We start from the raw sequence: 23,452 nt of genomic DNA on the forward strand, positions 1-23,452 counted from the left end.
CTAGGCAGGGTGGCCGAGCTGGAGCGTCATGTAATGATGCTCCAGCGTCACCCCGTGCAGGTTTACCGTTTCTGTGCGCACGAACTGCCAGCCGCGTTTGGCGAGAAAGCGCCGCGCGAGATGACTGGCATGGACGGACAGGCCGGCATGACCGGCTGAGGCCGCGCGCTCCAGTAGCGCATCATGCAGCGCTCCGGCGGTGCCGCTACGGCGCTGGCCGGGCAGTACAAACAGCATGTCGAGATGCCCGTTTACCTGCAGGGCGGTGAAGCCCAGAGCGCCACTATCGCCGATGGCCACAAGGCAGGTCTGGTCTTCAAGCCGTGCGTGTAAGGCCGCGCCCTCGGTGATGCGAGCGGCCCACGCCGCCCTTTGTTCGCGGGTGTAGAGCGGCGCGCTTCCCTCCAGAACCGCGCTCTGGAAGATATCTACCAGGTCCTTGGCATCAGCGCATGTGTAATCTCGTATCAGCAAAGCGCGATTTCCCTCCTGATGACGAAAAAGGGCGGCCCCTTTGAAAGGAGCCGCCCCTGATCTTGCAACAAGCAAGGCGTGAAACGCGAGGACTACTCCTCGTCGCGGTCACCGCCGCGCTCTTCGGCGCCTTCGGCAGAGGCCTCGGACAGCTCGGCCGCTTGCGCATCGGCAAGGGCGCGGTCTTCCTCGGCGGCTGCCGCGATGACATCCTCACCCTTGGCCTGGCGCTCGGCCTCTTCAGGCGTGCGCGCCACGTTGATAGTGATCTCAACGATGACTTCCGGGTGCAGGACGACGCGCACCGTGTGCACGCCCAGCGTCTTGATCGGCGTGTTGAGGTCAACCATGCCGCGCGTGACGGTCAGGCTGTCGGACGAAGCTGCGTCGGCGATGTCACGGGTGGACACCGATCCGTAGAGCTGGCCGGACTCAGACGCCTGACGGATCAGCACAAAGCTGGCACCGTCAAGGTGCGAGCCTTGGCCGCGCGCTTCGGCAGCACGCTCCGCATTACGCTTTTCAAGGATTTCCCGCTCGCGTTCGAAGCGGGCCATGTTGGCCTCCGTTGCGCGCAGCGCTTTTTGCTGCGGCAGGAGGAAGTTGCGGGCAAAGCCGGGGCGCACACTGACGACATCGCCAATGGTGCCGAGCTTTTCCACGCGCTCAAGAAGAACAACTTTCATGGGTTTCTCTCCTAGTCGAGCGCGTAGGGCAGAAGGCCCATATAGCGCGCGCGCTTGATGGCGCGGGCCAGCTCGCGTTGCTTCTTGGCGGAGACCGCCGTGATGCGCGAGGGGACAATCTTGCCGCGTTCGGACATGTAGCGCTGAAGCAGCTTCACATCCTTGTAATCAATCGCCGGCGCGCCTTCACCCGAGAACGGGCAGACCTTGCGGCGGCGGGCGAACGGACGGCGCACAGGCGCGCCGATTGTGGGGACATCGCTAGCCATGGATCGGATCTCCTACTGGCGGTCGCGGCGCTTGCGCTCTTCGCTCTTGCGAAGAACGGCGGACGGCTCTTCGGAGAGCGCGTCCAGGCGCACGGTCATGTAACGGATCACGTCATCGGAATAGCGCTGACGCGAATCGATGGCTTCGAGCACGTCTGCGCCCGCTTCCATGTCGATCAGGCCGTAATGACCTTTGCGGTTCTTGTGCATGCGGTAGGCCAGGGTGCGAAGACCCCAGTATTCGGTCTTGCCGACCTTGCCGCCTTTTTCCTCGATGAGGCCTTTAAGCTCCTCAAGGAGGCTTTCCACCTGCGCCGGAGACACGTCCGGGCGGGCAACGAACACGTGTTCGTAGTATGCCATGTTAAGTCCCTGTTTTCTGTGGATGCGGCACGGTTCCTGCCAGGGAAGGCAGACCCCGCGATGGCTCTGGTCAGGCCCGCCCCGACACCATGTCAGGAACGGTCATGCCCACCAGACCGCAGCCGGTGAAGGCGCGGGACATACGCTATCAGCGCATAAAGGGCAAGCGGGAGGGTTCAGGACTGGCCCGGCGGCAGATCGGGTTCCTGGCGCACAGGGGCGATGGCGCGTACGACAATGCCGTCTGAGACAGGCTAATAATAGCACCAGTGCTGATTGATGAGGAAGCGGCGCACAGGTCTTGGAGATGACATGAAGCGGCTGCCCGGATTGGGGTTCTCGCTGAGCCTGCGGCATGCCGGCATCAGCTCGGTGAGATACTGGTCAGCTTGTGACGGCCCCCGGTTTTCAAGCGTAGAGTCGAAGACGCCCTCAACCGCTTGCGCGGCGGGGGCAGAGAACTCAAGCCGCGCCACGGTTCAGCTTTTCGCCCAACCGGCCAAACAGCTTGTCGCCGTCGACAGCGTTTCCGGCGTCTGCGGCCGCTTGTCCTTCGGCGATTTGTTCCAGAACCGCCTCCCGCTTCATCTGTTGCAGCAGGGCATAATCTTCTTCCGAGACCATCACGGCGACCGCGCGGCCATGCTTCTCGATGCGCACCGGTTCGCGCCGGGCGGCATCCAGCATTTCGCCAAAACGGTTCTTGGCATCGGCGGCGGTGAACGTGCGCATGGGGCGGCTCCGATCGGCTGATTGGTCTAATTTAGCCGAAAGTGGGAAGGGCATTGATCGTCCGGCTGGCGGGTTGAAGCAGGGCGGGGCATCCGGCTGGCCCGCACTACCAATTTCTGGTAATATGGGCGCTTCAAACAAGGAGCGCGCGATGAGCCGGAACACCTCCATCGCCCTGAATGACCAGCTGGCCAGCTATATTGATGAGCAGGTTGCATCGGGCCGCTTTGGCTCGGCAAGCGAGGTTGTGCGCGCGGGCCTGCGCCTGCTGCAGGAGCGTGAGGCGCGGCTGACGGCGTTGCGCCACGCACTGGAGCAGGGCGAGCAGAGCGGCCCTGCTGAGGCCGTCACGCGCAAGCAGTTCGTGGCGGCGATGCGCGCCAAAGCAACGGCACGTGGCTGAATTCCGGCTGCGCCCGGCCGCCCGGCTCGATCTCGAACGCATATGGCAGGACACTGCGGAGCGTTGGTCTCAGCAGCAGGCCGAAACTTACATCTCCCTTCTGTTCGACGCCTTTGCGGCCCTGGCCGATTTCCCGCTCGCCGGGCAGGATGCCAGCGACATCCGCGAGGGCTATCGCCAGCGCGTGTGCGGGTCGCACGTCATCTTTTACCGGCCTGAAGGCTATGGTGTGGAGATCGTGCTCGTGCTGCATAGCCACATGCTGCCTGACGCGCATTTCTGACCAGCTGCGCTACGCTGCGGCTTGCCTTGCCCGCCCCTCACGGTCTATCCGGGCACCACATCAGAACAAGGGAGGACGCGCTTCATGGCGCTTGCATTCATCTTTCCAGGCCAGGGCAGTCAGGCGGCCGGCATGGGCCACGAGCTGGCAGAGGCCTATCCGGCGGCCCGTGCCGTCTACGAGGCTGTTGACGACGCGCTGGGCGAAAAGCTCTCCACGCTGATCTGGGACGGCCCGATCGAGACCCTGACCCTCACCCAGAACGCCCAGCCTGCGCTGATGGCGACCTCGCTGGCTGTCATGGCGGCCCTGAAGGAAGGGTTCGGCATCGATGTGACGGCGGCGAAGTTTGTGGCAGGGCACTCGCTGGGTGAATATTCCGCGCTGGCCGCTGCCGGGGCGCTCTCCATTGACGACGCGGCCAGGCTCCTGCGCCTGCGCGGCCTGTCCATGCAGAAGGCCGTGCCGGTGGGCGAGGGCGCAATGGCGGCGATTCTCGGCGCCGAGGAGGCCCAGGTACAAAAGGCCGTCGAGGCCGGTTCTGCGGCCGGCGTCGTTCAGATCGCCAATGACAATGCGCCCGGCCAGATCGTGATTTCCGGTGCGAAGGCCGCTGTCGAGGCCGCCATAGAGGCGGCCAGGGCCGACGGTATCCGCAAGGCTATGCTGCTGCCGGTGTCCGCGCCCTTCCATTGCACGCTGATGCAGCCGGCTGCGGACGCCATGGCCGCAGCGCTGAAAGGCGCTGCGATCAATGCCCCCAAAGTGCCCGTCATCACCAATGTGACAGCTGGCCCGGCGACCGATCCCGAAGCCATCCGCGCCCAGCTGGTCGAGCAGGTGACGGGGCGCGTACGCTGGCGTGAAAGCGTGATGTACATGGCAGGCGAGGGCGGTATCACCCGGTTTGCGGAAGCCGGCGCGGGCAAGGTGCTCTCCGGCATGCTGAAACGTACCGTGGAAGGCGTGGAGGGCGTGGCCCTCAACAGCCCGGCTGATCTGGAAGCCTTTGCCGCCTCACTGAAAGGAAATGCGTAACATGTTCTCTCTTGAAGGAAAAAAGGCGCTGGTAACCGGCGCGACCGGCGGCCTCGGCGGCGAGATCGCCCGCGCGCTGCATGCGCAAGGCGCATCGGTTGCGCTGTCGGGCACGCGCGCTGAAGTGTTGCAGAAGCTGGCCGATGAGCTGGGTGAGCGCACCGCGGTGGTGCCCTGCAATCTCTCTGACGCAGAGGCGGTCGATAATCTGCCGAAGGCCGCCAGCGACGCGCTCGGCGGGCTCGACATCCTCATCTCCAATGCCGGTGTGACGCGCGACCAGCTGCTCATGCGCATGAAGGACGAGGACTGGGAGACGGTCATCAAGGTCAATCTTGAAGCCCATTTCCGCCTCTGCCGGGCATCCATGCGCGGCATGATGAAGAACCGCTGGGGACGCATTATCGGCATCACCTCGGTGGTGGGCGTGACCGGCAATCCGGGCCAGGCGAACTACGCCGCCTCCAAGGCAGGGATGATCGGCTTCTCCAAGGCGCTGGCCCAGGAAATCGCCTCGCGCGGGGTGACGGTGAACTGCGTTGCGCCGGGCTTCATCGCCTCGCCCATGACCGATGCGCTCAATGAGGAGCAGAAATCGGCCATCCTGACCAAAATCCCTGCCGGTGATCTTGGTACGGGCAAGGACATTGCCGCAGCGTGCGTTTATCTCGCCAGTGAGGAAGCAGGCTATGTGACAGGTCAGACATTGCACGTGAATGGCGGGATGGCCATGATCTGACCGCCAGCTGAGTCGCGGCGGAACGAGGGGATCGTCTTCGCGCTGGCGTCAAGCCGCTGAGGTTGCTAGCCTTGCCTGAATTGGCGTGTTATCAGCCGCAACCTTGTGGGTGCCGGTGCAGGTGTTCCGGTCCCATTCCAGTCAGGGGGCATAAGGGGTCTGATGGCCCTGCCCGGAAATATTAGATAAAGGGTCCGTCATGTCTGACGTTTTTGATCGCGTTAAGAAGATCGTCATCGAGCACCTCGATGTGGAAGAGGATAAAGTCACCGAGAAAGCCTCTTTCATCGATGATCTTGGCGCGGACTCGCTGGACAATGTCGAGCTGGTCATGGCTTTCGAGGAAGAGTTCGACATCGAAATCCCCGATGACGCAGCCGAGCACATCCAGACCGTTGGCGATGCGGTGAAATTCATCTCCGAGAAAGTCGGCTAGGCCGGCACCGGACCATGTCCAAGCGTCGTGTTGTCGTCACCGGCCTCGGCATCGTCTCCCCGCTCGGATGCGGCGTGGAGCATGTCTGGGCGCAATTGCTCGCAGGGAAATCCGGGCTTGCCCGGGTTACCCATTTCGAGACGGAGGATCTCCCCTGCCAGATCGCAGGCGTGATCCCCCGCGTGGACGGCCGCAATGGGGGCGGGCCTGATGTTCCCGGATCGTTTGATCCGGATGCTGTAATGCCCGCCCGCGACGCCAAACGCATCGATGATTTCATTCTTTACGGCATTGCTGCCGCCGACGAGGCGATTGCCCATTCGGGCTGGCAGCCTGCCGATGACGCTGCGCGCGAGCGTGCCGGTGTGCTGATCGGTTCGGGCATTGGCGGTCTGCAGACCATGTATGACGCCTCGATCACGCTCCATGAGCGTGGGCCGCGCAAGCTCTCTCCCTTCGTGATCCCTGCCATGCTGATCAATCTGGCTTCTGGCCAGGTGTCGATCCGCCATGGACTTAAAGGGCCGAACCACTCCGTGGTCACCGCCTGTTCTACCGGCGCGCATGCCATTGGCGATGCGGCGCGTCTGATTGCCTATGGCGATGCCGATGTGATGGTCGCCGGCGGCGCCGAAAGCGCGATCACCCGGCTTGGCTTTGGCGGTTTCTGTGCTGCCCGTGCCATGTCCACAGGATTTAATGACCGGCCTGAAGCGGCCTCGCGCCCCTATGACACGGACCGGGATGGTTTTGTCATGGGCGAAGGCGCAGGCGTTGTCGTGCTTGAAGAATACGAGGCGGCCAAGGCCCGCGGCGCCACGATCTACGCCGAAGTGGTCGGCTATGGCCTGTCTGGCGATGCCTATCACATCACGGCGCCAGCCGAAGATGGTGATGGCGGCTTCCGCTCCATGAGCGCTGCGCTGAAAAGCGCGGGCCTCAGCCCGTCCGACATTGATTACGTCAACGCGCATGGCACCTCGACACCCAAGGGCGACGAGATCGAACTCAAGGCCGTTGAGCGCCTGCTGGGCGACCATGCCGGCAAGGTCGTCATGTCCTCGACCAAGTCGGCAACCGGCCATCTTCTGGGGGCTGCCGGCGCTATCGAGGCGATCTTCTCGATCCTCGCCATTCGCGATGGCATCTGCCCGCCCACGCTGAACCTGGACAACCCGTCCGTGGAGAGCCCGATCAATCTGGCACCCCACAAGGCCGTGAAAAAAGATATCAAGGTGGCCCTGTCAAACTCGTTCGGATTTGGCGGCACGAATGCCTCGGTGGTCCTGAAGGCTGCCGGCTAAGGCCCTCTTTTGCGGGTGAGGGGCCATGAGCACGGATAGCACGCCTCCCGGCAAACAGGTCAGCAAGGGGCTCGGTCCATTGCGTCTTTTCATTATCAGCCTGTTTCTGATAGGTGCGCTTGCGCTCGTGGCGGGCGCGGCCATTGTCGGCGGCTATGCGTGGCTCGGCTATCAGTTCAGGGCCGAAGGCCCGCTGGAGGAGGACACCACCATCCTCCTGGAGCGCGGGTCCAGCGTGCGTGCGATTGCGGCGCGGCTGGAAGCGGAAGGGTTCATCACCGATCAGCGGATTTTCCTGGCTCAGCTGCGCATTGACGAGGAACTCGGCCGCGCGCGCGCGCCCATGCGCGCTGGAGAGTTTGCCATTCCGGCCCGCGCCTCGATGGCGGAAATTTACGACGAGCTCGCCTATGGCGAAGTCATCCAGCACCCGGTCCGCGTGCCCGAAGGCCTGACGACGGCCATGATCGTGCGTATTGTCGAGGCCTCCGATGTTCTGACCGGCGAGATCGAAAGTATTCCGGCTGAAGGCTCACTCCTGCCCGACACCTATCTGGTGGATCGCGGCACAAGCCGTCAGGCCGTGCTGGACAGGATGGCGGCGGCGCAAACACGCCTTCTTGACCAGCTTTGGGATAGCCGCGATCCGGACCTTCCCTTCTCGACCCGGGAGGAAGCGATCAATCTCGCGTCCATCGTCGAGAAGGAAACCGGCATTGCCCATGAACGTCCCATGGTGGCGGCCGTGTTCGTGAACCGGCTGCGCCGGGGCATGCGCCTGCAGAGCGATCCGACGATCATTTACGGGATTTCGGGCGGCGAGCCGCTGGGCCGCGGCATCCGGCGCTCCGAGCTGGACGACACCACAAACCCCTATCACACCTATCATATCGACGGCTTGCCCCCGACGCCGATCGCCAACCCCGGACGCGAGGCGATTGCGGCGGTACTGAACCCGCCCGAGAGCGAGTATCTCTACTTTGTGGCGGACGGTACGGGCGGCCACGCTTTCGCGCGCACACTCGCCGAGCATAACCGCAATGTCGCCCGCTGGCGCCAGATCGAGCGCGAGCGCGCCCGCTCCGGGGGACGCTGATCATGGGTGTTCTCTCCGGCATGACCGGTTTCGCCCGTGCCACATCCAGCGGTGATTTCGGCACGCTGTCGGCAGAGGCGCGTTCGGTGAACGGCCGGGGGCTGGATATCCGCCTGCGCCTGCCCGATGGCACAGGCCATCTCGAAGCCGAGGCGCGCAGCCGTATCAAGGCCGCATTCGAGCGCGGCTCCGTATCAATAACCGTATCGCTCGAGAAGCCCGCAAGTGTAGAGGCCGGCGCCCACATTGATGAGGCGCGCTTGCGGGCATTGGCACTGGCCGGGCGCGATCTGGTCGACAAGGGCCTGGCCGCTCCGCCGCGTATTGACGGGTTGCTGGCCTTGCGCGGCGTCATCATCAGCGAAGACCAGGCGGCCACCGGGGACGCTGTCACGGCGCAGGCCGACAGCGCGGTCCTTGCGGTGATCGACGAAGTCGCCGCCGCGTTGAAATCGGCCCGTCAGGCGGAAGGTGCCCAGCTGAAGCCGGTTCTGGAAGCCCAGATCAGTGAGATCGAGCACCTCAAGCAACAGGCCGCAAGCCATCCGGCGGCCGCCGCCGAGGCCATCCGGGACCGGCTCAAGCAGAAGATTGATGATCTCCTGCCGTCCGGCATCGATGCAGACAGGCTTGCCCAGGAAGCGGCGCTGCTGGCGGTGAAGGCCGATGTGCGCGAGGAGATCGACCGGCTGACCGGCCATGTCGAGGCCGCACGGAGCCTTCTCGCCGGCGGTTCACCGTGTGGGCGCAAGCTCGACTTTCTGGCACAGGAATTTAACCGCGAGGTCAATACTCTGTGCTCCAAATCGTCTGATCGCGGCCTGACCGAAATCGGCCTGTCCATGAAGCATGTCGTCGACCAGTTCCGCGAGCAGGTCCAGAATCTGGAGTAGGCCCATGCCTGTTGGTTCCCTATCAGGTCCGGTGTTCCGCGGGCAGAGGCGTGGCCTCATGCTGGTGCTGTCCAGCCCCTCTGGCGCGGGCAAGACGACGCTGTCGCGCCGCCTTATCGCGTCCAATCCTGATCTGGTGCTTTCGGTATCGGCCACGACGCGCGCGCCGCGCCCCGGCGAGGTGGACGGGCAGGACTATATCTTCCTCACCGAAAAAGAGTTCGAGCGCCAGGCGGAGAATGACGAGTTCTACGAGTATGCGCGAGTGTTCGGCCATTATTACGGCACCCCGAAAGGACCCGTGGAGGAGGCCCTCGAGGAGGGGCGCGACGTCGTTTTCGACGTTGACTGGCAGGGCGGCCGCGCACTGGCTGCTGGAGCACCGCAGGACTGTGTGAAGGTTTTCATCCTCCCGCCCTCGCTGAGCCTGCTGCGCGACCGGCTGACCAAGCGCGCGCAGGACTCCGACGAAGTGATCAATGGCCGGATGGCACGGGCCAAGGCCGAGATCGAGCATTGGGACGAGTATGACTATGTCATCCTCAATGACGATTTCTCAGAGGCGCTGGAGCGCCTGTCACTCATCCTTCATGCCGAACGCCTGCGCCGGGTGCGCCACCCGTGGCTGGAGGGTTTCGTCAACGCCCTGATGGATGAAGGTTAGCCGCTACGCGCTCCGGGCGGCCCGCCATGCCTTTGCCAGGGCCATGAAACCGTCCGGCGGTATGGTCTCGGCGCGCGCACCCGGATCGATACCGCAGGCCGTCAGCAACTCCTCCGCGCTGGCGCGGGTCTGCGAGGCGGCCTGGGCCAGCGATTTGCGCAATGTCTTGCGCCGTTGGCCGAACGCGCTGGCTGTCACTACGGACAACGCCTCGACATCGCTGAAACGTTCGCCGCCAAGCAGCGGATCGACAACCACGACCGCACTGTCCACCTTGGGCGGCGGAGTGAAAGCCCGCGCAGGCAGAGTGAACGCGTATTTCGCTTTTGCACGGGCGGCGGTGAGTATCGCCAGACGGCCATAAGCATCCTCGCCGGTACGCGCGACAATCCGTTCGGCCACTTCCTTCTGAAACATGAGGACAGCGCGCGACCACCAGGGCGGCTCAGCCTCCAGCCAGCCCGTGAACAGGGCCGTGCCGACATTATAGGGCAGGTTGGCCGCTATCACGGCGCGCTCACCAGCCGCTAGACCCAGGGCCTCACGCCCGACTTTCAGGGCATCGGCTTCGATCACCGACAGCCGGTTGCCGAACGCCGCACTGATATCGGCGAGAGCGGGAAGAAACCGCGCATCTTTCTCAATGGCAATGACGCGCGCGGCGCCTTCGCTCAGGAGGGCGCGCGTCAGCCCGCCCGGTCCCGGTCCGATCTCGACGGCCGTGCTGTCCGGCAAATCGCCGCAAAGACGCGCGATCTTGGCTGTCAGGTTGAGGTCCAGCAAAAAGTGCTGTCCGAAACGCTTGTCTGCGGCGAGCCCATGGGCTGCGATCACGTCGCGCAGTGGCGGCAGCGTATCACCGCTCATCGCGTCCGGCCCCGGTTTCCCGCTATCTCCTGCGCCAGCCGGACAGCCGCTATCAGGCTGTCGGCCCGGGCGACGCCCTTGCCCGCGATATCCTTCGCAGTGCCGTGATCGGGCGAAGTGCGCACGATTGGCAGCCCGAGCGTAACGTTCACACCGCCATGAAAATCGAGCGTCTTGACGGGAATAAGCCCCTGATCGTGATAGAGGCATATCGCGGCGTCATAGCGTTCACGGGCCTCGGCATGGAACAGGGTGTCGGGCGGCATTGGTCCGGCGATGTCAATGCCTTCGGCGCGCAGCTGCTCCAGCGCAGGCGCCAGAATGTCGATTTCCTCGCGCCCCATGCTTCCCCCTTCCCCCGCATGGGGGTTCAGCCCGGCCAGCGCCAGGCGCGGCCTGGTGATGGAGAAGTCCCGCTGCAGCGCCTGAAATGCCAGCCGCGCGGTTTGCACGATCTTGCCGCTGGTCAGTGATGCGATGGCTTCGCGCAGGGGCTGATGGATGGTTACCAGAACAGTGCGCAGCCCCGGAACAGCGAGCATCATGGCCGGGCCGCGTTCGCCGGTCACCGGCATATCACTGGTCAGATGGGCGAGGAATTCGGTATGGCCGGGAAAAGCAAAGCCTTGCGCGTACAGCGCCGCTTTCGAGACAGGGTTTGTGACGAGGCCGGAGGCTTCACCGGAACGCACGCGCGATACACCGTCCTCGATAGAGGCAAGGGTGGGCGAACCTGTACCGCCGGGCAGAACCGGCAGGGCGCGGTCAAACGCGTCGTGCGCCGCAGAACAATCGGCAATGGCGGCGGGAGCAGGCAGGTTCAGCAATCGGGCGGTACGCGAGAGAATATCCAGCCCGCCTGCCACTGCAAATACCGGCCCGTCAGGCCGGAGTGCCGCCCAGGCTTTCAAAGCAATTTCAGGGCCGATGCCGTCAGGGTCTCCCAGCGTCAGGACCAGAGGCGCCAGCGGTTCCGGCATCAGAAATCGCCAACCATCTCCACCGTGGCGCTATTGCGCAGATCACGAAGCCAGCGGCGCGCCAGCAAGGAAAGCTGCTGGTTCACAATCTGGCTCTCGATCTCGCTGGAGCCGGGCAGACCCGGCCCGCCAAGCCGGCGTTCACACAGAATGAAAACCTGGAGCCCTGCTGCCGTCTCGAGCACCGGGCTCGCCTGTCCGTCCTCAAGCCCCGACAGGGCTGAGCGGATCTGCGGCACCAGCGCGTTCGCACCAACAGTTCCGATATCGGTAATGATCGCTTCCGGCACGCGTTCGAAAGCGGCAGGGACATTGCTGCACCCTTGTGCGCGGCTTGCGGCGCGCTCAAGCGCCTGACGGCGCTCCGGCGTGATCTGCGAGCTGACCAGTGTAACCTGCTGAAGGGTGAATTGTTCGGTCACCTGGCCTTCACGGCGGTCTGCCAGCGCCACGATCATGTAGCCGCCCGGTACACGGACCGGGTTGGAAATGCTGCCGACGGGCATTTGTTGCAGCACCTGTGCGACCTGCGGGCGCACCTGGGCAGCGCTCAGCCAGCCTGCATCTCCGCCGGAGGCCGCTGTCGGCGCATCGGAAAACTGTTGTGCCACTGCCGGGAAGGGAGCGCCCTGCTCGAGCGCGCGGTAGATGGCCGTGATGCGGCGTTCTGCGTCTGCCTCATCGCCGCTGGCGGGCAGATTTACCTGGATCTCGGCGACCCGGTACTGGGTCTGGGAAGCGCTTTCGGCCAGACGTTCAAGCGCGCCTTCTATCTGCGCGTCGGAGACACGGATGCGGCTGCGATAGCGGCCGCTGACCAGATATGACCACGCGATTTCAGCGCGGAGCTGCTGGCGCATGGTGTCGATACTGGCGCCGGCGCTCTCGAGATCAGCCTGGATATCAGCCACCGTGACACCATTGCGGGCGGCAATGTCGGCTATCGCTTCGTCGACTTCCTCTTCTGTAATGGGTACTTCGTATTCCTGCGCCGTCTGCAGTTGCAGCGATTCCTCGACCAGTGAGCGCAGGGCCTGTTCCTGCACCTGCGCCAGCACTTCCTCGGTGGGCTGGACGCCTGATGTGGTCAGAATGAAGCGCATGCGGTCACGCACTTCATAGGTGGTTATCGGCTGATCGTTCACGATCGCCGCAATGCCCTCGACCTGTTGTGCGTGCGCATCGGCTGCGAGTGCCAGGCCGAACGGTGCGGCCAGGCACAGCATCAGACGCTTCAGGGACGAAATCGGCATATGTGTAGCTTCCTGGTTGTCGACCCGCAGACCATACTGATCGGGAGCCTCTAGGCAATCATAACGGCAGCTTGATGACAGCTTTCAGCCATCTTCGGTGACGGCGATATACAATAGCGCGCCGAGGGCGAACAGGGCTGGCGCCGACCATGCCGCGCTGACCACGTCCAGGCTGCCTGCACTGCCCAGCCCGTTCAGCATGCGCTGAAGGAAATACAGAAGGAACCCGCCCGCCCCGCCTGCCAGTGCGAACCCGGCAGCACCGCCCAGCCTTGTAAGGCGCAGCGTGGCGGCTATCGCCATCAGCGCGGCGGCAACCAGCAGGAGCGGCTGGGCCAGAAGCGATTGCCAGCGCAGCTGATAGGCGCGTACGGACAGTCCGGCCTCGCGCGCTGACACGATGACCTCGGGCAGACGCCAGAAAGACACGCCTTGCGCAGACCGGGTGCGCTCGAACAGGGCTTCCGGTCCGGTGCTGGTGGGGATGGAGATATCGCCCAGTTCCGCCGCACCGGACTCAGGGCGATATTCCACCGCCTCGCTGAGCTGCCAGAATCCGCCGGCAAGGCTTGCCTGGCTGGCATGGACCTGCTGCTCCAGTTCAGGCGGGCCACCATCGGTGCCCTGCGGATTGTAGATCCTGAACACCGGCGCAATGAGGCGTGAATCATCAATGCCCTGCGCGGCGATGATCACGAACTGATTCTCCCGCACTTCGCGCAGCCAGACCCGCGCCCCGCTGATTTCTTCCACCGGACGGCCCTCGAACAAGGCTGACCGGCGCGCTTCGAACTCCGCACTGGTTGCTGCGCCGAGCGGATTGAGCAGGAAGCTGCCGGCCAGCCCGGTCGCGAAAGCCAGTCCAGCCACCGGCGCCATGATTCGCCAGACCGATACGCCCGAAGCACGCATGACGATCAGCTCGCTGCGCCGGTTCAGGCGGAAAAAGGTCCACAGCACGCCGAACAGCACGATGAAGGGCAGGGTGTCCTGCAGCAGCAGTGGCAATTTGAGAAGACTGAACAAGGCCGCGTCGGCAGGGGATATATCCACACGCGTCGCGATATCGCGTGAGGTTTCGACAAAGTCGATAAGCAGGATGACCGCGATGATTACCGCAGCGGCGCCGAGCAGGCCGAGCAATGTCTGCCAGAGGAGATACCGCGTGAGCACCCTCATGCGGTCACCCCCTCATGGTGTGGCGAGAGCCGCCTGGCGGCAAAGCGCATTGGGCGGTGAATGACGATATAGGCTCCGGCTATGGCAGTGAGCGGTATCGCATACTGGAGCCAGTTCAGTTCAGGTGTACTCGCCGCGCCGGCCTGAACGGCAAATCCTGTCAGCCGTACGATCAGCGCGCATGCGCCGGCCAGGGCGACGGCCCGCGCATAGCCGGTGCGCCGGGGCGGCCCGCTCAGAAAGGCTGCAAGCGCAATCATGGCGAAGGCCAGATTGTAAAGCGGTGCGGCCAGCCGGTAATGGCCCTCCGCCAACAGATTGCCCCGCCCGCGCGCACGGGCGGCCTCGCCGGGGCTTGGGCTGAAAAGTTCGGGAAGATAGCGGTCGCTTTCCTTGAAGAAGAAGGCGTCAGTGGGATCGATGAAGGCCGTGAGGTCGAATTCGTAACTGTCAAAGGTCAGGCTCGACAGCGTGCCGGATTCCTCGATCTGCGAGACAACGCCGTTGCGCAGCAGCATGACAGGCCCGCGCTCTGCGCGCACGATCTGTCCCTGACGGGCGGAATAGGCTGTGCTTGCCGTGCCACGGCCATCCTCGATGAACACATCACTCATCGTGCCGCCTTCACCCAGCGTGCGGGCGTAGAATGTCACATCCACGCCCATGGCCACGAACTCCCCGGGACGCATGACGCTGGCGGCAATGTCTGTACGCACATCGTAGATGGCCTGGCGCATCTCGCGATAGGCAGCAGGCTGGACAAAGAGATTCACGCCGAGATTGATCAGCATCGCATAGACAGCCACCCGCAAAAACGGCGAGAGCCGTTCGCGCCGGCTAAGTCCCGCGGCGGCCGCGACCGTCAGCTCGGACTCGCTCATCATCCGGTTCAGCGCGCCGGCACAGGCGATGAAAACAGCTATCGGCATAAGCAGGGCGACGATCTGCGGTACGGCCAGAATGGTCACCCACAGGAAGACGAGCAGGGTTTCGCCCCGGTCGGCCACAAGGTTCAGGTTGGAAAGCGACTGCGTGAGAATCGCCAGACCCGTCAGCGCGGCAAGCGTGGTCAGGAAGGGCAGCATGGCCTGCCGGAAGGCGTAACGCTGAAACAGTTTCATGGAGATGCTTTGCGGTCTTCTGTGTGACGACAGACTTCTACCCCGGCTTCAGATCGGATACCACTAAAGCCAGCCTAATTCCCGCAGTTCGGCTGCCCGGCACCTAGAGGGTGTCAAGGGCCTGCCGGATGCGACACTGGGAACCCGTCGTTCAGAAAGGAATTCCATGCACATCAAGTTCTCCTCGAAACCCTCCGGCGACGCGCTGGCCGTGGCTGTTTACGAGAAGGCGAGCCTGTCGCCATCGGCCAAGGCTCTGGAGGAGGCAAGCAGCGGCAGCCTGACCCGGGCCATCAAGGCTTCGCGCTTCACCGGTGAAGCAGGACAGGTGCTGGAGATTGCCGCGCCGGCCGGCGTGAAGGCCGCGCGGATTGTGCTGTTCGGTCTGGGTTCGAAGAAGACTGCCAACGGCAATGTCTACGAGAAGGCGGTCGCGGCGGCGGTCAAACAGCTTCTGCTTGGCGGTACGCAGGCCCTTTCGGTTCACATTGATGCCGAGGACGGCGAACTGTCTTCGCGCGCAGCGCTTGGCGCCACCATGGCGGCCTATCGCTTCGATCAGTACCGCACCAAGCTGAAGTCCGACAAGAAACCGTCCCTGACCACGGTCGAGATCGTCGCGGCCGATGAAAAGGCGGCGCGCAAGGCCTGGAAGAGCTGGGAGGCGGTTGCCGACGGGGTCACGCTGGCGCGCGATCTTGTGATGGAGCCGCCAAACATTCTCCACCCCGAGGAGTATGCCAAGCGGATCGCCAAGCTGGAAAAAGAAGGCCTGGAGGTCGAGGTGCTCGGCGAGGCGCAGATGAAGAAGCTGGGCATGGGTTCGCTTCTGGGCGTCAGCCAGGGCTCCGCGCGCGAAGCCAAGCTGGTCATCATGCGCTGGAATGGCGGGAAGGAGGGTGACAAGCCGCTCGCCTTCGTCGGCAAGGGCCTGACCTTTGATACAGGCGGCATCTCGCTGAAGCCCGGACCCGGCATGGAAGAGATGAAGGGCGATATGGGCGGTTCGGCCGCCGTGGTCGGCCTGATGCGCGCGCTGGCGGGCCGCAAGGCCAAGGCCAATGTGGTCGGCGTGGTCGCGCTGGTCGAGAACATGCCTGATGGCAATGCCCAGCGTCCGGGTGACGTGGTGACCTCCATGTCCGGCCAGACCATCGAGATCCTGAACACCGACGCCGAGGGCCGCCTCGTGCTGGCAGACGCACTCTGGTATACTCAGGAGAAGTTCGACCCTGCCTTCATCATCGATCTGGCGACGCTGACCGGTGCTGTCCTTGTGGCGCTCGGTCATGAACACGCCGCCATCTTCTCCAATGACGACAAGCTGGCTGACAGGCTCTATGCCGCAGGCAAGGCGTCTGACGAGGGCGTGTGGCGCCTGCCGATCGGGCCGGAATATGATCGCCATATCGACAGCGATATCGCCGACATGAAAAACCTCGGCCAGGGCCGCAATGCCGGCTCGATTGCCGGCGCGGTGTTCCTGCAGCGCTTTGTCAACGGCAAGCCGTGGGTTCACATGGATATCGCCGGAACGGCCATGTATGCCGGGTCCAAGGATCCGCGCCTGCCTGCCTTCGGCACCGGTTATGGTGTCCGTGTGCTGGACCGCTTCGTGCGCGATTTCTACGAGAACTGATACCGCGCTGATGGCCGAGCTCTGGTTCTATCATCTGGAAAAGGCCGGCGTGGACGATGTCCTGCCCGGCCTTATCCAGAAGGTGCTGGAGCGCGGCTCTCGCGCGCTTGTGGTGGTGCCCGATACCGAAACCGCCACCAGTCTCGATACCCGTCTGTGGACCTACCGCGAGGACAGCTTTCTGCCGCATGGGCTCGACAGCGAGCCGGGCGCTCCGCGTCAGCCGGTTCTGATCTCTACGCAAACCCGCAATGTGAATGGCGCTGACATGCTGTTCTGCCTCGGAGGCGCCGATCCGGGCAACCCGGACGGGTGGAACCGCGTTATCCTCCTGTTCGAGGATAGGGACGAGGCGGCCAAGCAGAGCGCGCGGTCGCTTTGGTCGGCCATGAAAAAGTCGGGAAAGACGGTATCCTACTGGAAACAGTCCGATCAGGGACGCTGGGAGAAACAGGGATGATCCGATACGCAGCCACATTTGCTTCGCTGGCCATGCTGGCCGCCTGCGCCACGGCCGTGAATGATGCGGCGGACGGCGGCGTGGTGGACCGTTCCGGAGCGCGTGAGTGTCCGGCCCAGCAATTCCAGCTGCTGGTCGGCCAGTTGCGCTCCGAGATCGACGCGTCGACCCTGCCCGTTCCCTACCGCATTTATGGCCGCGATGAAGCGGTGACGATGGATTACCGTCCGGAACGGATGAATGTCATTGTCGGTGAAAATGGCCGCGTGGAGCGCGTCACCTGCGGGTAACTCCTGTCTGCCTTGGTCCGGGGCCGGTTGTCTCCGGCCCGGCGGGCTGACTCCCTTGCCGCAATACCCTACGGTTGCTCTCCAGCCGATGCCGGGGAGGGCAAGATGATTTCGATATTGATGATGGCGGCTGCACTGCTGGTGCAGGACACCGGCGCTGAAGCCATGATGGCCAATAGCGAGCAGGTCGAGGTGCGCGCATCGCGCGAGGACGGGCGCAATGTCTACCGCGCCGGGCCGTGGAGCGGCGAGTTCACGGTGGGCGGCATGAGCGCGCGCATCATGGGTATCCGGTCGCTGGACCGTATCCGCAATGCCTTCACTGTCGAGGGGCCGGGCTTCGAGGACGGGCCGCTGAGCGTCGACTGCGCGGGCCGCGAGAGCAGCACGACCTTCATCATCACCTGGGACCGCGAGCGCATCACCTATTCGTGCACCTTCTCGCGCAACGGCGAGGTGCTGCCCGATGCCGGTCTTGAGCTGGCCTTCTCGCGTTCTGGCGGCTTCCTGTCGCGGGCGCGCACCGAGCGGGCCGGACAGGTCGCGCTTGATGGCCGCTCGCTCCAGTTCGAGACACGCCGGCTGAGCGGCGGTATCGGCCTGCCGACGGGCCGGGTGCCGGGCTACATCCTCACAACGCCCGATGGGCGTGATATTGGCGGGATGGATTACCGTATCATGCGGCCATTGCTCTACATCCCGCCTGAAGGTGATGAGGACCGGCAGATCGCGGTCGTGACGGCGCTGATCCTGTCCATGTTCATGGATCCGGCCAATTCCAACAACTGAGCCGCGCGGGCGGCGGGTTGAAGCCTGCCAACGGCCTGACTAGGGTGACCACGCTACATGACGAACAGACCGGGCAACCGGTCCGTACGCCTAGCCGGGCGCTGTTGCCTGTCCTGTTCGATTGATAACGATCAGGGAGGACAGGTTATGGCTGAACTATCAGAGAAATTGGTGACATCGGGCCTGCGTGTGCTTGCACCGCTTTTCGCAATTTCCCTAGCGGCCAGTCTGGCGGTAGCCGCGTCCGGGGCCGCCAGTGCCCAACGCGGCGACAACTACGTACTGCAACTCGATGAGCGGACCGTCTCCGCTTTGGCCGAACGCGCCGGTGAAGCAGGCATCACGGCTGCTGACTTCTCGCGCTGGTTCGGGGCCAACGCCCGAATGGGCGTCGAGCAGGCTGCCCCGCGACCGCCCGCGCCTGCGCAGCTTCATGTACTGGTAGCCGATGCGTCCGGCCGGATCGCCGGACGCGCGAGCGTGCGCGCCGAAGTGTCCGAACGCGGCGATGTCCGTCTCAACCAGCGCGAGCTGGAGCGGGCCGTCACACAGGCCTTTCCGGGAGACATGTTCTTTCCGACCGACACTTTCCACAAACACAATCCGGATGTGGACTTCTTTCCGACTGACACCTTCATTACTTCCGCTCGGGAGCTGGACCAGGTAGCGGTCAGTTTCGGGCAGCGTGCAAGGCGCGAAGGGTATGCGCTCTTTATCACCCTGACGCCCGATGATGAGAGGTTTGATCCCCCCGTGAATCCGGGCGCGGTGGCCGTCGCAGGCCGGTTCGACTAGCTGACGCTAAACCCCCGCCGCCTCGCGCGCCTGTTCATAGGCCTCGTCGGCCTCCAGCCACTTCATCTCGGCCGCGTCGATAAGTTCCTCGGCGCGGGCGCGCTTCTTCGTCAGCTCGGTGGCGAGCTTCGGGTCTTTCTCCCAAAGGCCCGGCACGGCCAGCCCCTTGTCGATGGTCTCCAGCACGCCTTTCAGGCGTTCTGCCTCACGCTCCCATTTCAGCGCCTCGGCCTTGAGTGGTTTGAGCCTTGAGCGGGCTTCGGCTGCATCCTTGCGCCGCTCCAGCCTGGCATCGGGTTTGACTCTCCCGCGTCCATTGCCCTCGGTTTCAGGGCGTAGGAGCTGCTTGCGGTACTCGTCCATATCGCCCTCATAGGGCTTCACCGTGCCGCCTTCGGCTATCCACAGCCGGTCCACGCACGCCTCGATCAGGTGGCGGTCGTGGCTGATCAGGATCACTGCCCCTTCATAGGTGTTGATGGCGTCCATCAGCGCGGCGCGGCTGTCCATGTCGAGATGGTTGGTCGGCTCGTCGAGGATGAGAAGGTGCGCTCCGTGAAAGCTGATGAGGTTCATCAGCAATCGCGCCTTCTCGCCGCCCGAAAGGTCTTTGGCGGGCGTTTCCTGCCGGTCGCCCGGCAGGCCGAAACGGGCCAGGCGCGCGCGCCGCTGGGCTTCGGTCGCATCCGGCATCAGCTCGAGAATGTGCTGATAGGCGGAAGTATTGGGGTGCAGCGCATCGATCTGGTGCTGGGCGAAATGGGCGATCTCCAGCTTCTTGTGCATGCGCATCGCGCCGGAGAGCACGGGTATCTGACCGGTCAGCAGCTTGGCGAAAGTGGATTTGCCCGCGCCATTGCGCCCCAGAAGGCCGATCCGGTCATCGATATCGATACGCAGATCCATGTTCTTCAGGATCACCGCATCCTCGCCATAGCCGGTAGCCGCGCCGTCGAGGCGCACCAGCGGGTTGGCCATGCGGCGCGGAGCAACCGGCAGATCGAAGGGCGCAACCGGATCATCGACCGACGTCGCCACGGGCTGCATTTTCTCCAGCCTCTTCACACGCGACTGCGCCTGTTTGGCCTTGCTGGCCTTGGCCTTGAAGCGGTCGACGAAGCCCTGCAGGCGCCGGCGCTCCGCCTCCTGCTTTTCAACCAGCTTCATGGTCAGACGCTGGCGCTCGGCGAGCTGCTTTTCAAACTGGTCGTATCCGCCTTCCCAGACGGTCAGCCGGGCGTCTTTCAGGTGCGCGATCATGTCCAGCGAGGCGTTGAGCAGCCCCCTGTCGTGAGAGATCAGCAGTACGGCGCCTGGAAACTTCTGCAGATAGTTTTCAAGCCAGACCGCGCCTTCCAGATCAAGATAGTTGGTCGGCTCGTCGAGCAGGAGAAGGTCAGGTCTGGCAAACAGCGTTGCCGCCAGCGCGGCGCGCATGCGCCAGCCGCCCGAGAACGCCGAACAGGGCCGTTGCTGTTCCTCGTTGGAGAAGCCAAGACCATGCAGGATCGCACCGGCGCGTGCCTCGGCCGAATGCGCATCAATATCGGCCAGCCGCGTCTGGATATCGGCGATGCGGTTGGGGTCGGTGGCGGTTTCGGCCTCGGCCAAGAGGCTCGCCCGCTCGGTATCCGCCGCCAGTACGAAATCGATGATGGAAACCGGGCCGCCGGGCGCTTCCTGCTCCACGCTGCCCATGCGCATGCCCGGCTGGATACGGATATCGCCGCTCTCCGGCGCGGTTTCTCCGCGTATCAGCCGGAGCAGGGTGGATTTGCCGGTGCCATTGCGCCCGACAAGGCCCATCTTCGTCTTTGCCGGCAGGAAGAGCGTTGCCTGATCGAACAGGATGCGCCCTTCAATACGGTAGGTGAGGTCGTTGATGTGCAGCATGAAGCGCCGCGTAGCACGGCTTGCTGGCAGGTAAAAGCGCCGCTATAAGCCGCGCCAAACCACACCTCCCCAATCATCACCCAAGGGACACGACACCATGGCGCTGCAACGCACCTTCTCCATCATCAAGCCCGACGCCACAAAGCGTAACCTCACCGGCAAGATCAACGCCATGATCGAGGATGCGGGCCTTCGCATCATTGCGCAAAAGCGCATCCACATGACGAAGGCGCAGGCCGAGACCTTCTACGGCGTGCACCGCGAACGCCCCTTCTTCAACGACCTCGTATCCTTCATGATCTCCGGCCCGGTCGTGGTGCAGGTGCTCGAAGGCGAAGACGCGATTGCGAAATACCGTACCGTCATGGGCGCCACCAACCCGGCCAATGCCGATGAAGGCACGATCCGCAAGGTGTTCGCCGAGTCGATCGAAGCCAATTCCGTGCACGGCTCCGACGCGCCGGAAACGGCCGCCGAGGAAATCGCCTTCTTCTTCTCCGGTCTGGAACTGGTGGGCTAAGGCTTTCTTCTGCCTTCCCCGAGACGATAAAAGCCCGGCAGCGATGCCGGGCTTTTTTTTTATCGTCTGCGCCCTTTTTAATCGTCATTTCAGAAAGCGCGAGGCGCTTATCTGGAACCCAGTCTTTATTTTGGTTGCGCAACGCATTCCCCGCCCAATGGATCCCGGGTCAAGCCCGGCAACCCGGTTGAGAGGTCCGGGAACAACAAGACCGGGGTCCCGGTCCCCGAGCCGGGACCTGAAACAAGCCTGGGTTCCGGGTCTGCGCACTAACGCGCTCCGCCCGGAATGACGCTGGAAGGGTGACGGCACGAGCTACTTCGCCGCGACGGTCCAGTCCGCATCCACGTTCAGGAACCCGCCGGACTGGCGTTTCCAGAGCTGGGCGTAGACGCCGTTCTTCGCCAGCAGCGCGTCATGGCTGCCCTGTTCGATGATGCGGCCTTCCTCCATCACCACCAGCCGGTCCAGCATGGCGATGGTGGAGAGGCGGTGCGCGATGGCGATGACGGTCTTGCCCTCCATCAGCTGATAGAGCTGTTCCTGGATCGCGGCCTCGATCTCGGAGTCCAGCGCGGACGTCGCCTCGTCCAGCACCAGGATCGGCGCGTCTTTCAGCAGGATGCGCGCAATCGCGATGCGTTGGCGCTGCCCGCCGGAGAGCTTCACGCCCCGCTCGCCAACATGCGCGTCATAGCCGGTGCGGCCATCGATGTCGGAGAGGTCCGGGATAAAGGCATCGGCCTGCGCCCGGCGCGCGGCCTCCATCACGGCCGCATCGTCTGCATCCATCGATCCATAGGCGATATTATCCCGGATCGAGCGGTGCAGCAGGGAGGTGTCCTGCGTCACCATGCCGATCTGGCGGCGCAAGGAATCTTGCGTGACCTTCGAGATATCCTGCCCGTCAATCGTGATGCGTCCGCCCTCAAGGTCGTAAAAGCGCAGGAGCAGGTTGACGAGGGTGGACTTGCCCACGCCGGAACGCCCGACCAGCCCCACCTTCTCGCCCGCCGCGATGTCGAGGCTGAGCCCGTCGATCACGCCGGCCTCCTTGCCATAATGGAAGGAGATGTTTTCAAAGCGGATTGCGCCGCTGGAGACAAGGAGCGGTCTGGCGTCAGCCCTGTCGGTAATGGCCTGCTCCTGCGCGATGGTGTTGATGCCGTCCTGAATGGTGCCGACGGCCTCGAACAGGCCTGCCGTTTCCCACAAGATCCAGTCCGACATCGCCCTGATGCGCATGACAATGGCGACCGCCACGGCGACCACGCCAAGACCCACCAGCCCCATCTGCCAGGCGACAATCGTGGAGGCCGTTACGGCGACCAGCAGCACCGCATTGAGCGTCTGCAGAAGCGTGTAGAGCCCGGTAACAAGGCGCATCTGCTTGTAGACCGTGCCCATGAAGCCGCTCATCGCATCGCGCGCATAGCCTTCCTCGCGGCGGGCATGGGCAAACAGCTTGATGGTCTGGATATTGGTGTAGCTGTCTACGATGCGCCCGGTCATCTCGGCGCGGGCATCGGCCTGCTTCATGGAGATGTCGCGCAGACGCGGGATGAAGTGGAACAGGAGCCACAGATAGCCCGCCAGCCAGAGCACGAGCGGGATCATCAGGAAGGGCTCCGCCCCGCCCACCAGCACCAGTGCACCCACAAAATAGACCGCCACATAGACGAAGATATCGAGCACCTTCATCACCGTCTCGCGTATCGCGAGCGCGGTCTGCATCACTTTCTGGCTGACCCGGCCGGCGAACTCGTCCTGGAAGAAGCTCATCGACTGGCCAAGGATGTAGCGGTGGGTCAGCCAGCGCGCGAGCATCGGGAAATTGCCGAAGATCGTCTGGTGCGTGATCAGCGAGTTGAACAGCACCAGAAGCGGAAACCCGATCAGCACGAAGGCCGCCATGGCGAGGAGGCCCGCCCCGTGCTCCTCAAACAATGTCTCCCGGTCAGCCTCTGCCAGCCAGTCTACCAGCGTGCCGAGAAAGCCGAGGAAAACCACCTCGAACACCGACAGGATCGCGGTCAGGACCGACAGCGTCACCAGCCACGGCCAGACGGGCCGGGTATAGTAGACAACAAAGCCCAGGAGGGTCTTGGGCGGCGCTTCCGGCTCGGTAGCGGGGAAGGGGTCAACGCGGGATTCGAAAAAGCGGAACATCAGTATCTCGATATCAGGGGCGGCACGATGCGCGGCGCCGGAAAAGGGGGCTTGCCGGTCTGGCGGGGGCCGGTCTAGAACCTCAACCAATATTGAGGTCAAAGGCAAATGACATGT

29 protein-coding genes are annotated in these 23,452 nt (G+C 63.8%); 16 read left to right on the forward strand and 13 right to left on the reverse strand.

Annotation, left to right across the window (positions count from 1 at the left end; genetic code table 11):
- The 4 genes from IEV75_RS10505 to rpsF form a co-directional block, all read right to left on the reverse strand.
- Complete coding sequence (locus IEV75_RS10505) at positions 1 to 474, reverse strand: GNAT family N-acetyltransferase (RefSeq protein ID WP_188452518.1); 474 nt, start codon at positions 472 to 474, stop codon at positions 1 to 3.
- 92 nt (positions 475 to 566) lie between these two features.
- Positions 567 to 1,160 (reverse strand): 50S ribosomal protein L9, encoded by a 594-nt coding sequence (rplI, locus tag IEV75_RS10510; protein ID WP_188452519.1) that lies wholly within the window; start codon positions 1,158 to 1,160, stop codon positions 567 to 569.
- A gap of 11 nt (positions 1,161 to 1,171) precedes the next feature.
- Positions 1,172 to 1,429, reverse strand: coding sequence for a 30S ribosomal protein S18 (gene rpsR, locus IEV75_RS10515; protein ID WP_188452520.1), 258 nt, complete (start codon positions 1,427 to 1,429; stop codon positions 1,172 to 1,174).
- Positions 1,430 to 1,441: 12 nt separating this feature from the next.
- A complete protein-coding gene (gene rpsF / locus IEV75_RS10520) occupies positions 1,442 to 1,792 on the reverse strand; it encodes a 30S ribosomal protein S6 (protein WP_188452521.1) in 351 nt (116 codons plus the stop codon).
- Positions 1,793 to 1,896: 104 nt separating this feature from the next.
- Here rpsF and IEV75_RS10525 point away from each other — a divergent pair, with 104 nt between their 5' ends.
- Positions 1,897 to 2,040, forward strand: a complete 144-nt coding sequence (locus IEV75_RS10525) for a hypothetical protein (RefSeq protein ID WP_188452522.1) — start codon at positions 1,897 to 1,899, stop codon at positions 2,038 to 2,040.
- 6 nt (positions 2,041 to 2,046) lie between these two features.
- Here IEV75_RS10525 and IEV75_RS10530 read toward each other — a convergent pair whose 3' ends face one another.
- Positions 2,047 to 2,268, reverse strand: coding sequence for a type II toxin-antitoxin system RelE/ParE family toxin (locus tag IEV75_RS10530; RefSeq protein ID WP_188452523.1), 222 nt, complete (start codon positions 2,266 to 2,268; stop codon positions 2,047 to 2,049).
- Complete coding sequence (locus IEV75_RS10535; protein ID WP_188452524.1) at positions 2,255 to 2,524, reverse strand: type II toxin-antitoxin system Phd/YefM family antitoxin; 270 nt, start codon at positions 2,522 to 2,524, stop codon at positions 2,255 to 2,257. Before IEV75_RS10535 ends, IEV75_RS10530 begins: the two co-directional genes overlap by 14 nt.
- Positions 2,525 to 2,675: 151 nt before the next feature.
- Between IEV75_RS10535 and IEV75_RS10540 the strand changes: the two genes are divergently transcribed.
- The 9 genes from IEV75_RS10540 (at position 2,676) to gmk (ending at position 9,380) form a co-directional block, all read left to right on the forward strand.
- Positions 2,676 to 2,927 carry a type II toxin-antitoxin system ParD family antitoxin gene (locus tag IEV75_RS10540; protein ID WP_188452525.1) on the forward strand — a complete coding sequence of 84 codons (252 nt, stop codon included), beginning with the start codon at positions 2,676 to 2,678 and terminating at the stop codon, positions 2,925 to 2,927.
- The gene (locus tag IEV75_RS10545; protein WP_188452526.1) at positions 2,920 to 3,210 is read left to right on the forward strand and encodes a type II toxin-antitoxin system RelE/ParE family toxin; all 291 of its coding nucleotides are present in this window, start codon (positions 2,920 to 2,922) and stop codon (positions 3,208 to 3,210) included. The genes IEV75_RS10540 and IEV75_RS10545 overlap by 8 nt, the downstream gene beginning before the upstream one ends.
- An 84-nt stretch (positions 3,211 to 3,294) precedes the next feature.
- Positions 3,295 to 4,248 carry an ACP S-malonyltransferase gene (fabD, locus tag IEV75_RS10550; RefSeq protein ID WP_188452527.1) on the forward strand — a complete coding sequence of 318 codons (954 nt, stop codon included), beginning with the start codon at positions 3,295 to 3,297 and terminating at the stop codon, positions 4,246 to 4,248.
- Between the two features lies 1 nt (position 4,249).
- Complete coding sequence (fabG, locus tag IEV75_RS10555; protein ID WP_188452528.1) at positions 4,250 to 4,987, forward strand: 3-oxoacyl-[acyl-carrier-protein] reductase; 738 nt, start codon at positions 4,250 to 4,252, stop codon at positions 4,985 to 4,987.
- 199 nt (positions 4,988 to 5,186) lie between these two features.
- Positions 5,187 to 5,423, forward strand: a complete 237-nt coding sequence (locus tag IEV75_RS10560; protein ID WP_036511926.1) for an acyl carrier protein — start codon at positions 5,187 to 5,189, stop codon at positions 5,421 to 5,423.
- A 14-nt stretch (positions 5,424 to 5,437) separates the two neighbouring features.
- Positions 5,438 to 6,727, forward strand: coding sequence for a beta-ketoacyl-ACP synthase II (fabF, locus tag IEV75_RS10565; RefSeq protein WP_188452529.1), 1,290 nt, complete (start codon positions 5,438 to 5,440; stop codon positions 6,725 to 6,727).
- Between the two features lie 25 nt (positions 6,728 to 6,752).
- A complete protein-coding gene (gene mltG, locus IEV75_RS10570) occupies positions 6,753 to 7,823 on the forward strand; it encodes an endolytic transglycosylase MltG (RefSeq protein ID WP_188452530.1) in 1,071 nt (356 codons plus the stop codon).
- 2 nt (positions 7,824 to 7,825) lie between these two features.
- Positions 7,826 to 8,716 carry a YicC/YloC family endoribonuclease gene (locus IEV75_RS10575; protein WP_188452531.1) on the forward strand — a complete coding sequence of 297 codons (891 nt, stop codon included), beginning with the start codon at positions 7,826 to 7,828 and terminating at the stop codon, positions 8,714 to 8,716.
- A gap of 4 nt (positions 8,717 to 8,720) precedes the next feature.
- Positions 8,721 to 9,380 (forward strand): guanylate kinase, encoded by a 660-nt coding sequence (gmk, locus tag IEV75_RS10580; protein ID WP_188452532.1) that lies wholly within the window; start codon positions 8,721 to 8,723, stop codon positions 9,378 to 9,380.
- A gap of 3 nt (positions 9,381 to 9,383) precedes the next feature.
- On the opposite strand, the gene rsmA is transcribed toward gmk, so the two are convergent.
- The 5 genes from rsmA to IEV75_RS10605 form a co-directional block, all read right to left on the reverse strand.
- Complete coding sequence (gene rsmA, locus IEV75_RS10585) at positions 9,384 to 10,247, reverse strand: 16S rRNA (adenine(1518)-N(6)/adenine(1519)-N(6))-dimethyltransferase RsmA (protein WP_188452533.1); 864 nt, start codon at positions 10,245 to 10,247, stop codon at positions 9,384 to 9,386.
- The gene (pdxA, locus tag IEV75_RS10590) at positions 10,244 to 11,227 is read right to left on the reverse strand and encodes a 4-hydroxythreonine-4-phosphate dehydrogenase PdxA (RefSeq protein ID WP_188452534.1); all 984 of its coding nucleotides are present in this window, start codon (positions 11,225 to 11,227) and stop codon (positions 10,244 to 10,246) included. Before pdxA ends, rsmA begins: the two co-directional genes overlap by 4 nt.
- Entirely contained in the window at positions 11,227 to 12,480 is a 1,254-nt protein-coding gene (locus IEV75_RS10595) for a peptidylprolyl isomerase (protein ID WP_217979566.1), read from the reverse strand. Before IEV75_RS10595 ends, pdxA begins: the two co-directional genes overlap by 1 nt.
- An 84-nt stretch (positions 12,481 to 12,564) precedes the next feature.
- On the reverse strand, positions 12,565 to 13,659 hold the full coding sequence (locus IEV75_RS10600; protein WP_188452535.1) for an LptF/LptG family permease: 1,095 nt from the start codon (positions 13,657 to 13,659) through the stop codon (positions 12,565 to 12,567).
- Positions 13,656 to 14,780 (reverse strand): LptF/LptG family permease, encoded by a 1,125-nt coding sequence (locus IEV75_RS10605; protein WP_188452536.1) that lies wholly within the window; start codon positions 14,778 to 14,780, stop codon positions 13,656 to 13,658. The genes IEV75_RS10600 and IEV75_RS10605 overlap by 4 nt, the downstream gene beginning before the upstream one ends.
- A 166-nt stretch (positions 14,781 to 14,946) precedes the next feature.
- Between IEV75_RS10605 and IEV75_RS10610 the strand changes: the two genes are divergently transcribed.
- The 5 genes from IEV75_RS10610 to IEV75_RS10630 all read left to right on the forward strand — a co-directional run bounded on the left by IEV75_RS10610 (position 14,947) and on the right by IEV75_RS10630 (position 18,753).
- Positions 14,947 to 16,419, forward strand: a complete 1,473-nt coding sequence (locus tag IEV75_RS10610; RefSeq protein WP_188452537.1) for a leucyl aminopeptidase — start codon at positions 14,947 to 14,949, stop codon at positions 16,417 to 16,419.
- A gap of 10 nt (positions 16,420 to 16,429) precedes the next feature.
- Positions 16,430 to 16,879: a DNA polymerase III subunit chi gene (locus IEV75_RS10615; protein ID WP_188452538.1), complete on the forward strand. Its 450-nt coding sequence runs from the start codon at positions 16,430 to 16,432 to the stop codon at positions 16,877 to 16,879.
- Complete coding sequence (locus tag IEV75_RS10620) at positions 16,876 to 17,169, forward strand: I78 family peptidase inhibitor (protein ID WP_188452539.1); 294 nt, start codon at positions 16,876 to 16,878, stop codon at positions 17,167 to 17,169. Before IEV75_RS10615 ends, IEV75_RS10620 begins: the two co-directional genes overlap by 4 nt.
- Before the next feature lie 105 nt (positions 17,170 to 17,274).
- On the forward strand, positions 17,275 to 17,958 hold the full coding sequence (locus tag IEV75_RS10625; protein ID WP_188452540.1) for a hypothetical protein: 684 nt from the start codon (positions 17,275 to 17,277) through the stop codon (positions 17,956 to 17,958).
- Between the two features lie 147 nt (positions 17,959 to 18,105).
- Positions 18,106 to 18,753: a hypothetical protein gene (locus IEV75_RS10630; protein WP_188452541.1), complete on the forward strand. Its 648-nt coding sequence runs from the start codon at positions 18,106 to 18,108 to the stop codon at positions 18,751 to 18,753.
- A 6-nt stretch (positions 18,754 to 18,759) separates the two neighbouring features.
- Here the strand turns inward: IEV75_RS10630 and IEV75_RS10635 are convergent, their stop codons facing one another.
- A complete protein-coding gene (locus IEV75_RS10635) occupies positions 18,760 to 20,646 on the reverse strand; it encodes an ABC-F family ATP-binding cassette domain-containing protein (protein WP_188452542.1) in 1,887 nt (628 codons plus the stop codon).
- 97 nt (positions 20,647 to 20,743) lie between these two features.
- On the opposite strand from IEV75_RS10635, the gene ndk reads away from it, so the two are divergent.
- Complete coding sequence (ndk, locus tag IEV75_RS10640; RefSeq protein WP_188452543.1) at positions 20,744 to 21,166, forward strand: nucleoside-diphosphate kinase; 423 nt, start codon at positions 20,744 to 20,746, stop codon at positions 21,164 to 21,166.
- A gap of 315 nt (positions 21,167 to 21,481) precedes the next feature.
- Here ndk and IEV75_RS10645 read toward each other — a convergent pair whose 3' ends face one another.
- Entirely contained in the window at positions 21,482 to 23,335 is a 1,854-nt protein-coding gene (locus IEV75_RS10645) for an ABC transporter ATP-binding protein (protein ID WP_188452544.1), read from the reverse strand.
- Between the last annotated feature and the right edge of the window lie 117 nt (positions 23,336 to 23,452).

The organism is Glycocaulis albus (assembly GCF_014639075.1).
GTDB lineage: Bacteria > Pseudomonadota > Alphaproteobacteria > Caulobacterales > Maricaulaceae > Glycocaulis > Glycocaulis albus.

Excerpts from the sequence above, each read along its gene's own strand:
- IEV75_RS10620 (WP_188452539.1), top strand. The coding sequence starts at position 16,876 with ATGATCCGATACGCAGCCACATTTGCTTCGCTGGCCATGCTGGCCGCC.
- IEV75_RS10605 (WP_188452536.1), bottom strand. The coding sequence starts at position 14,780 with ATGAAACTGTTTCAGCGTTACGCCTTCCGGCAGGCCATGCTGCCCTTC.
- fabD (WP_188452527.1), top strand. The coding sequence starts at position 3,295 with ATGGCGCTTGCATTCATCTTTCCAGGCCAGGGCAGTCAGGCGGCCGGC.
- IEV75_RS10610 (WP_188452537.1), top strand. The coding sequence starts at position 14,947 with ATGCACATCAAGTTCTCCTCGAAACCCTCCGGCGACGCGCTGGCCGTG.
- IEV75_RS10600 (WP_188452535.1), bottom strand. The coding sequence starts at position 13,659 with ATGAGGGTGCTCACGCGGTATCTCCTCTGGCAGACATTGCTCGGCCTG.
- IEV75_RS10560 (WP_036511926.1), top strand. The coding sequence starts at position 5,187 with ATGTCTGACGTTTTTGATCGCGTTAAGAAGATCGTCATCGAGCACCTC.
- rpsR (WP_188452520.1), bottom strand. The coding sequence starts at position 1,429 with ATGGCTAGCGATGTCCCCACAATCGGCGCGCCTGTGCGCCGTCCGTTC.
- fabF (WP_188452529.1), top strand. The coding sequence starts at position 5,438 with ATGTCCAAGCGTCGTGTTGTCGTCACCGGCCTCGGCATCGTCTCCCCG.
- fabG (WP_188452528.1), top strand. The coding sequence starts at position 4,250 with ATGTTCTCTCTTGAAGGAAAAAAGGCGCTGGTAACCGGCGCGACCGGC.
- ndk (WP_188452543.1), top strand. The coding sequence starts at position 20,744 with ATGGCGCTGCAACGCACCTTCTCCATCATCAAGCCCGACGCCACAAAG.
- mltG (WP_188452530.1), top strand. The coding sequence starts at position 6,753 with ATGAGCACGGATAGCACGCCTCCCGGCAAACAGGTCAGCAAGGGGCTC.
- IEV75_RS10535 (WP_188452524.1), bottom strand. The coding sequence starts at position 2,524 with ATGCGCACGTTCACCGCCGCCGATGCCAAGAACCGTTTTGGCGAAATG.
- gmk (WP_188452532.1), top strand. The coding sequence starts at position 8,721 with ATGCCTGTTGGTTCCCTATCAGGTCCGGTGTTCCGCGGGCAGAGGCGT.
- IEV75_RS10625 (WP_188452540.1), top strand. The coding sequence starts at position 17,275 with ATGATTTCGATATTGATGATGGCGGCTGCACTGCTGGTGCAGGACACC.
- IEV75_RS10575 (WP_188452531.1), top strand. The coding sequence starts at position 7,826 with ATGGGTGTTCTCTCCGGCATGACCGGTTTCGCCCGTGCCACATCCAGC.
- IEV75_RS10615 (WP_188452538.1), top strand. The coding sequence starts at position 16,430 with ATGGCCGAGCTCTGGTTCTATCATCTGGAAAAGGCCGGCGTGGACGAT.
- pdxA (WP_188452534.1), bottom strand. The coding sequence starts at position 11,227 with ATGCCGGAACCGCTGGCGCCTCTGGTCCTGACGCTGGGAGACCCTGAC.
- IEV75_RS10645 (WP_188452544.1), bottom strand. The coding sequence starts at position 23,335 with ATGTTCCGCTTTTTCGAATCCCGCGTTGACCCCTTCCCCGCTACCGAG.
- IEV75_RS10630 (WP_188452541.1), top strand. The coding sequence starts at position 18,106 with ATGGCTGAACTATCAGAGAAATTGGTGACATCGGGCCTGCGTGTGCTT.
- IEV75_RS10595 (WP_217979566.1), bottom strand. The coding sequence starts at position 12,480 with ATGCCGATTTCGTCCCTGAAGCGTCTGATGCTGTGCCTGGCCGCACCG.
- IEV75_RS10540 (WP_188452525.1), top strand. The coding sequence starts at position 2,676 with ATGAGCCGGAACACCTCCATCGCCCTGAATGACCAGCTGGCCAGCTAT.
- rplI (WP_188452519.1), bottom strand. The coding sequence starts at position 1,160 with ATGAAAGTTGTTCTTCTTGAGCGCGTGGAAAAGCTCGGCACCATTGGC.
- IEV75_RS10635 (WP_188452542.1), bottom strand. The coding sequence starts at position 20,646 with ATGCTGCACATCAACGACCTCACCTACCGTATTGAAGGGCGCATCCTG.
- rsmA (WP_188452533.1), bottom strand. The coding sequence starts at position 10,247 with ATGAGCGGTGATACGCTGCCGCCACTGCGCGACGTGATCGCAGCCCAT.
- IEV75_RS10525 (WP_188452522.1), top strand. The coding sequence starts at position 1,897 with ATGCCCACCAGACCGCAGCCGGTGAAGGCGCGGGACATACGCTATCAG.
- rpsF (WP_188452521.1), bottom strand. The coding sequence starts at position 1,792 with ATGGCATACTACGAACACGTGTTCGTTGCCCGCCCGGACGTGTCTCCG.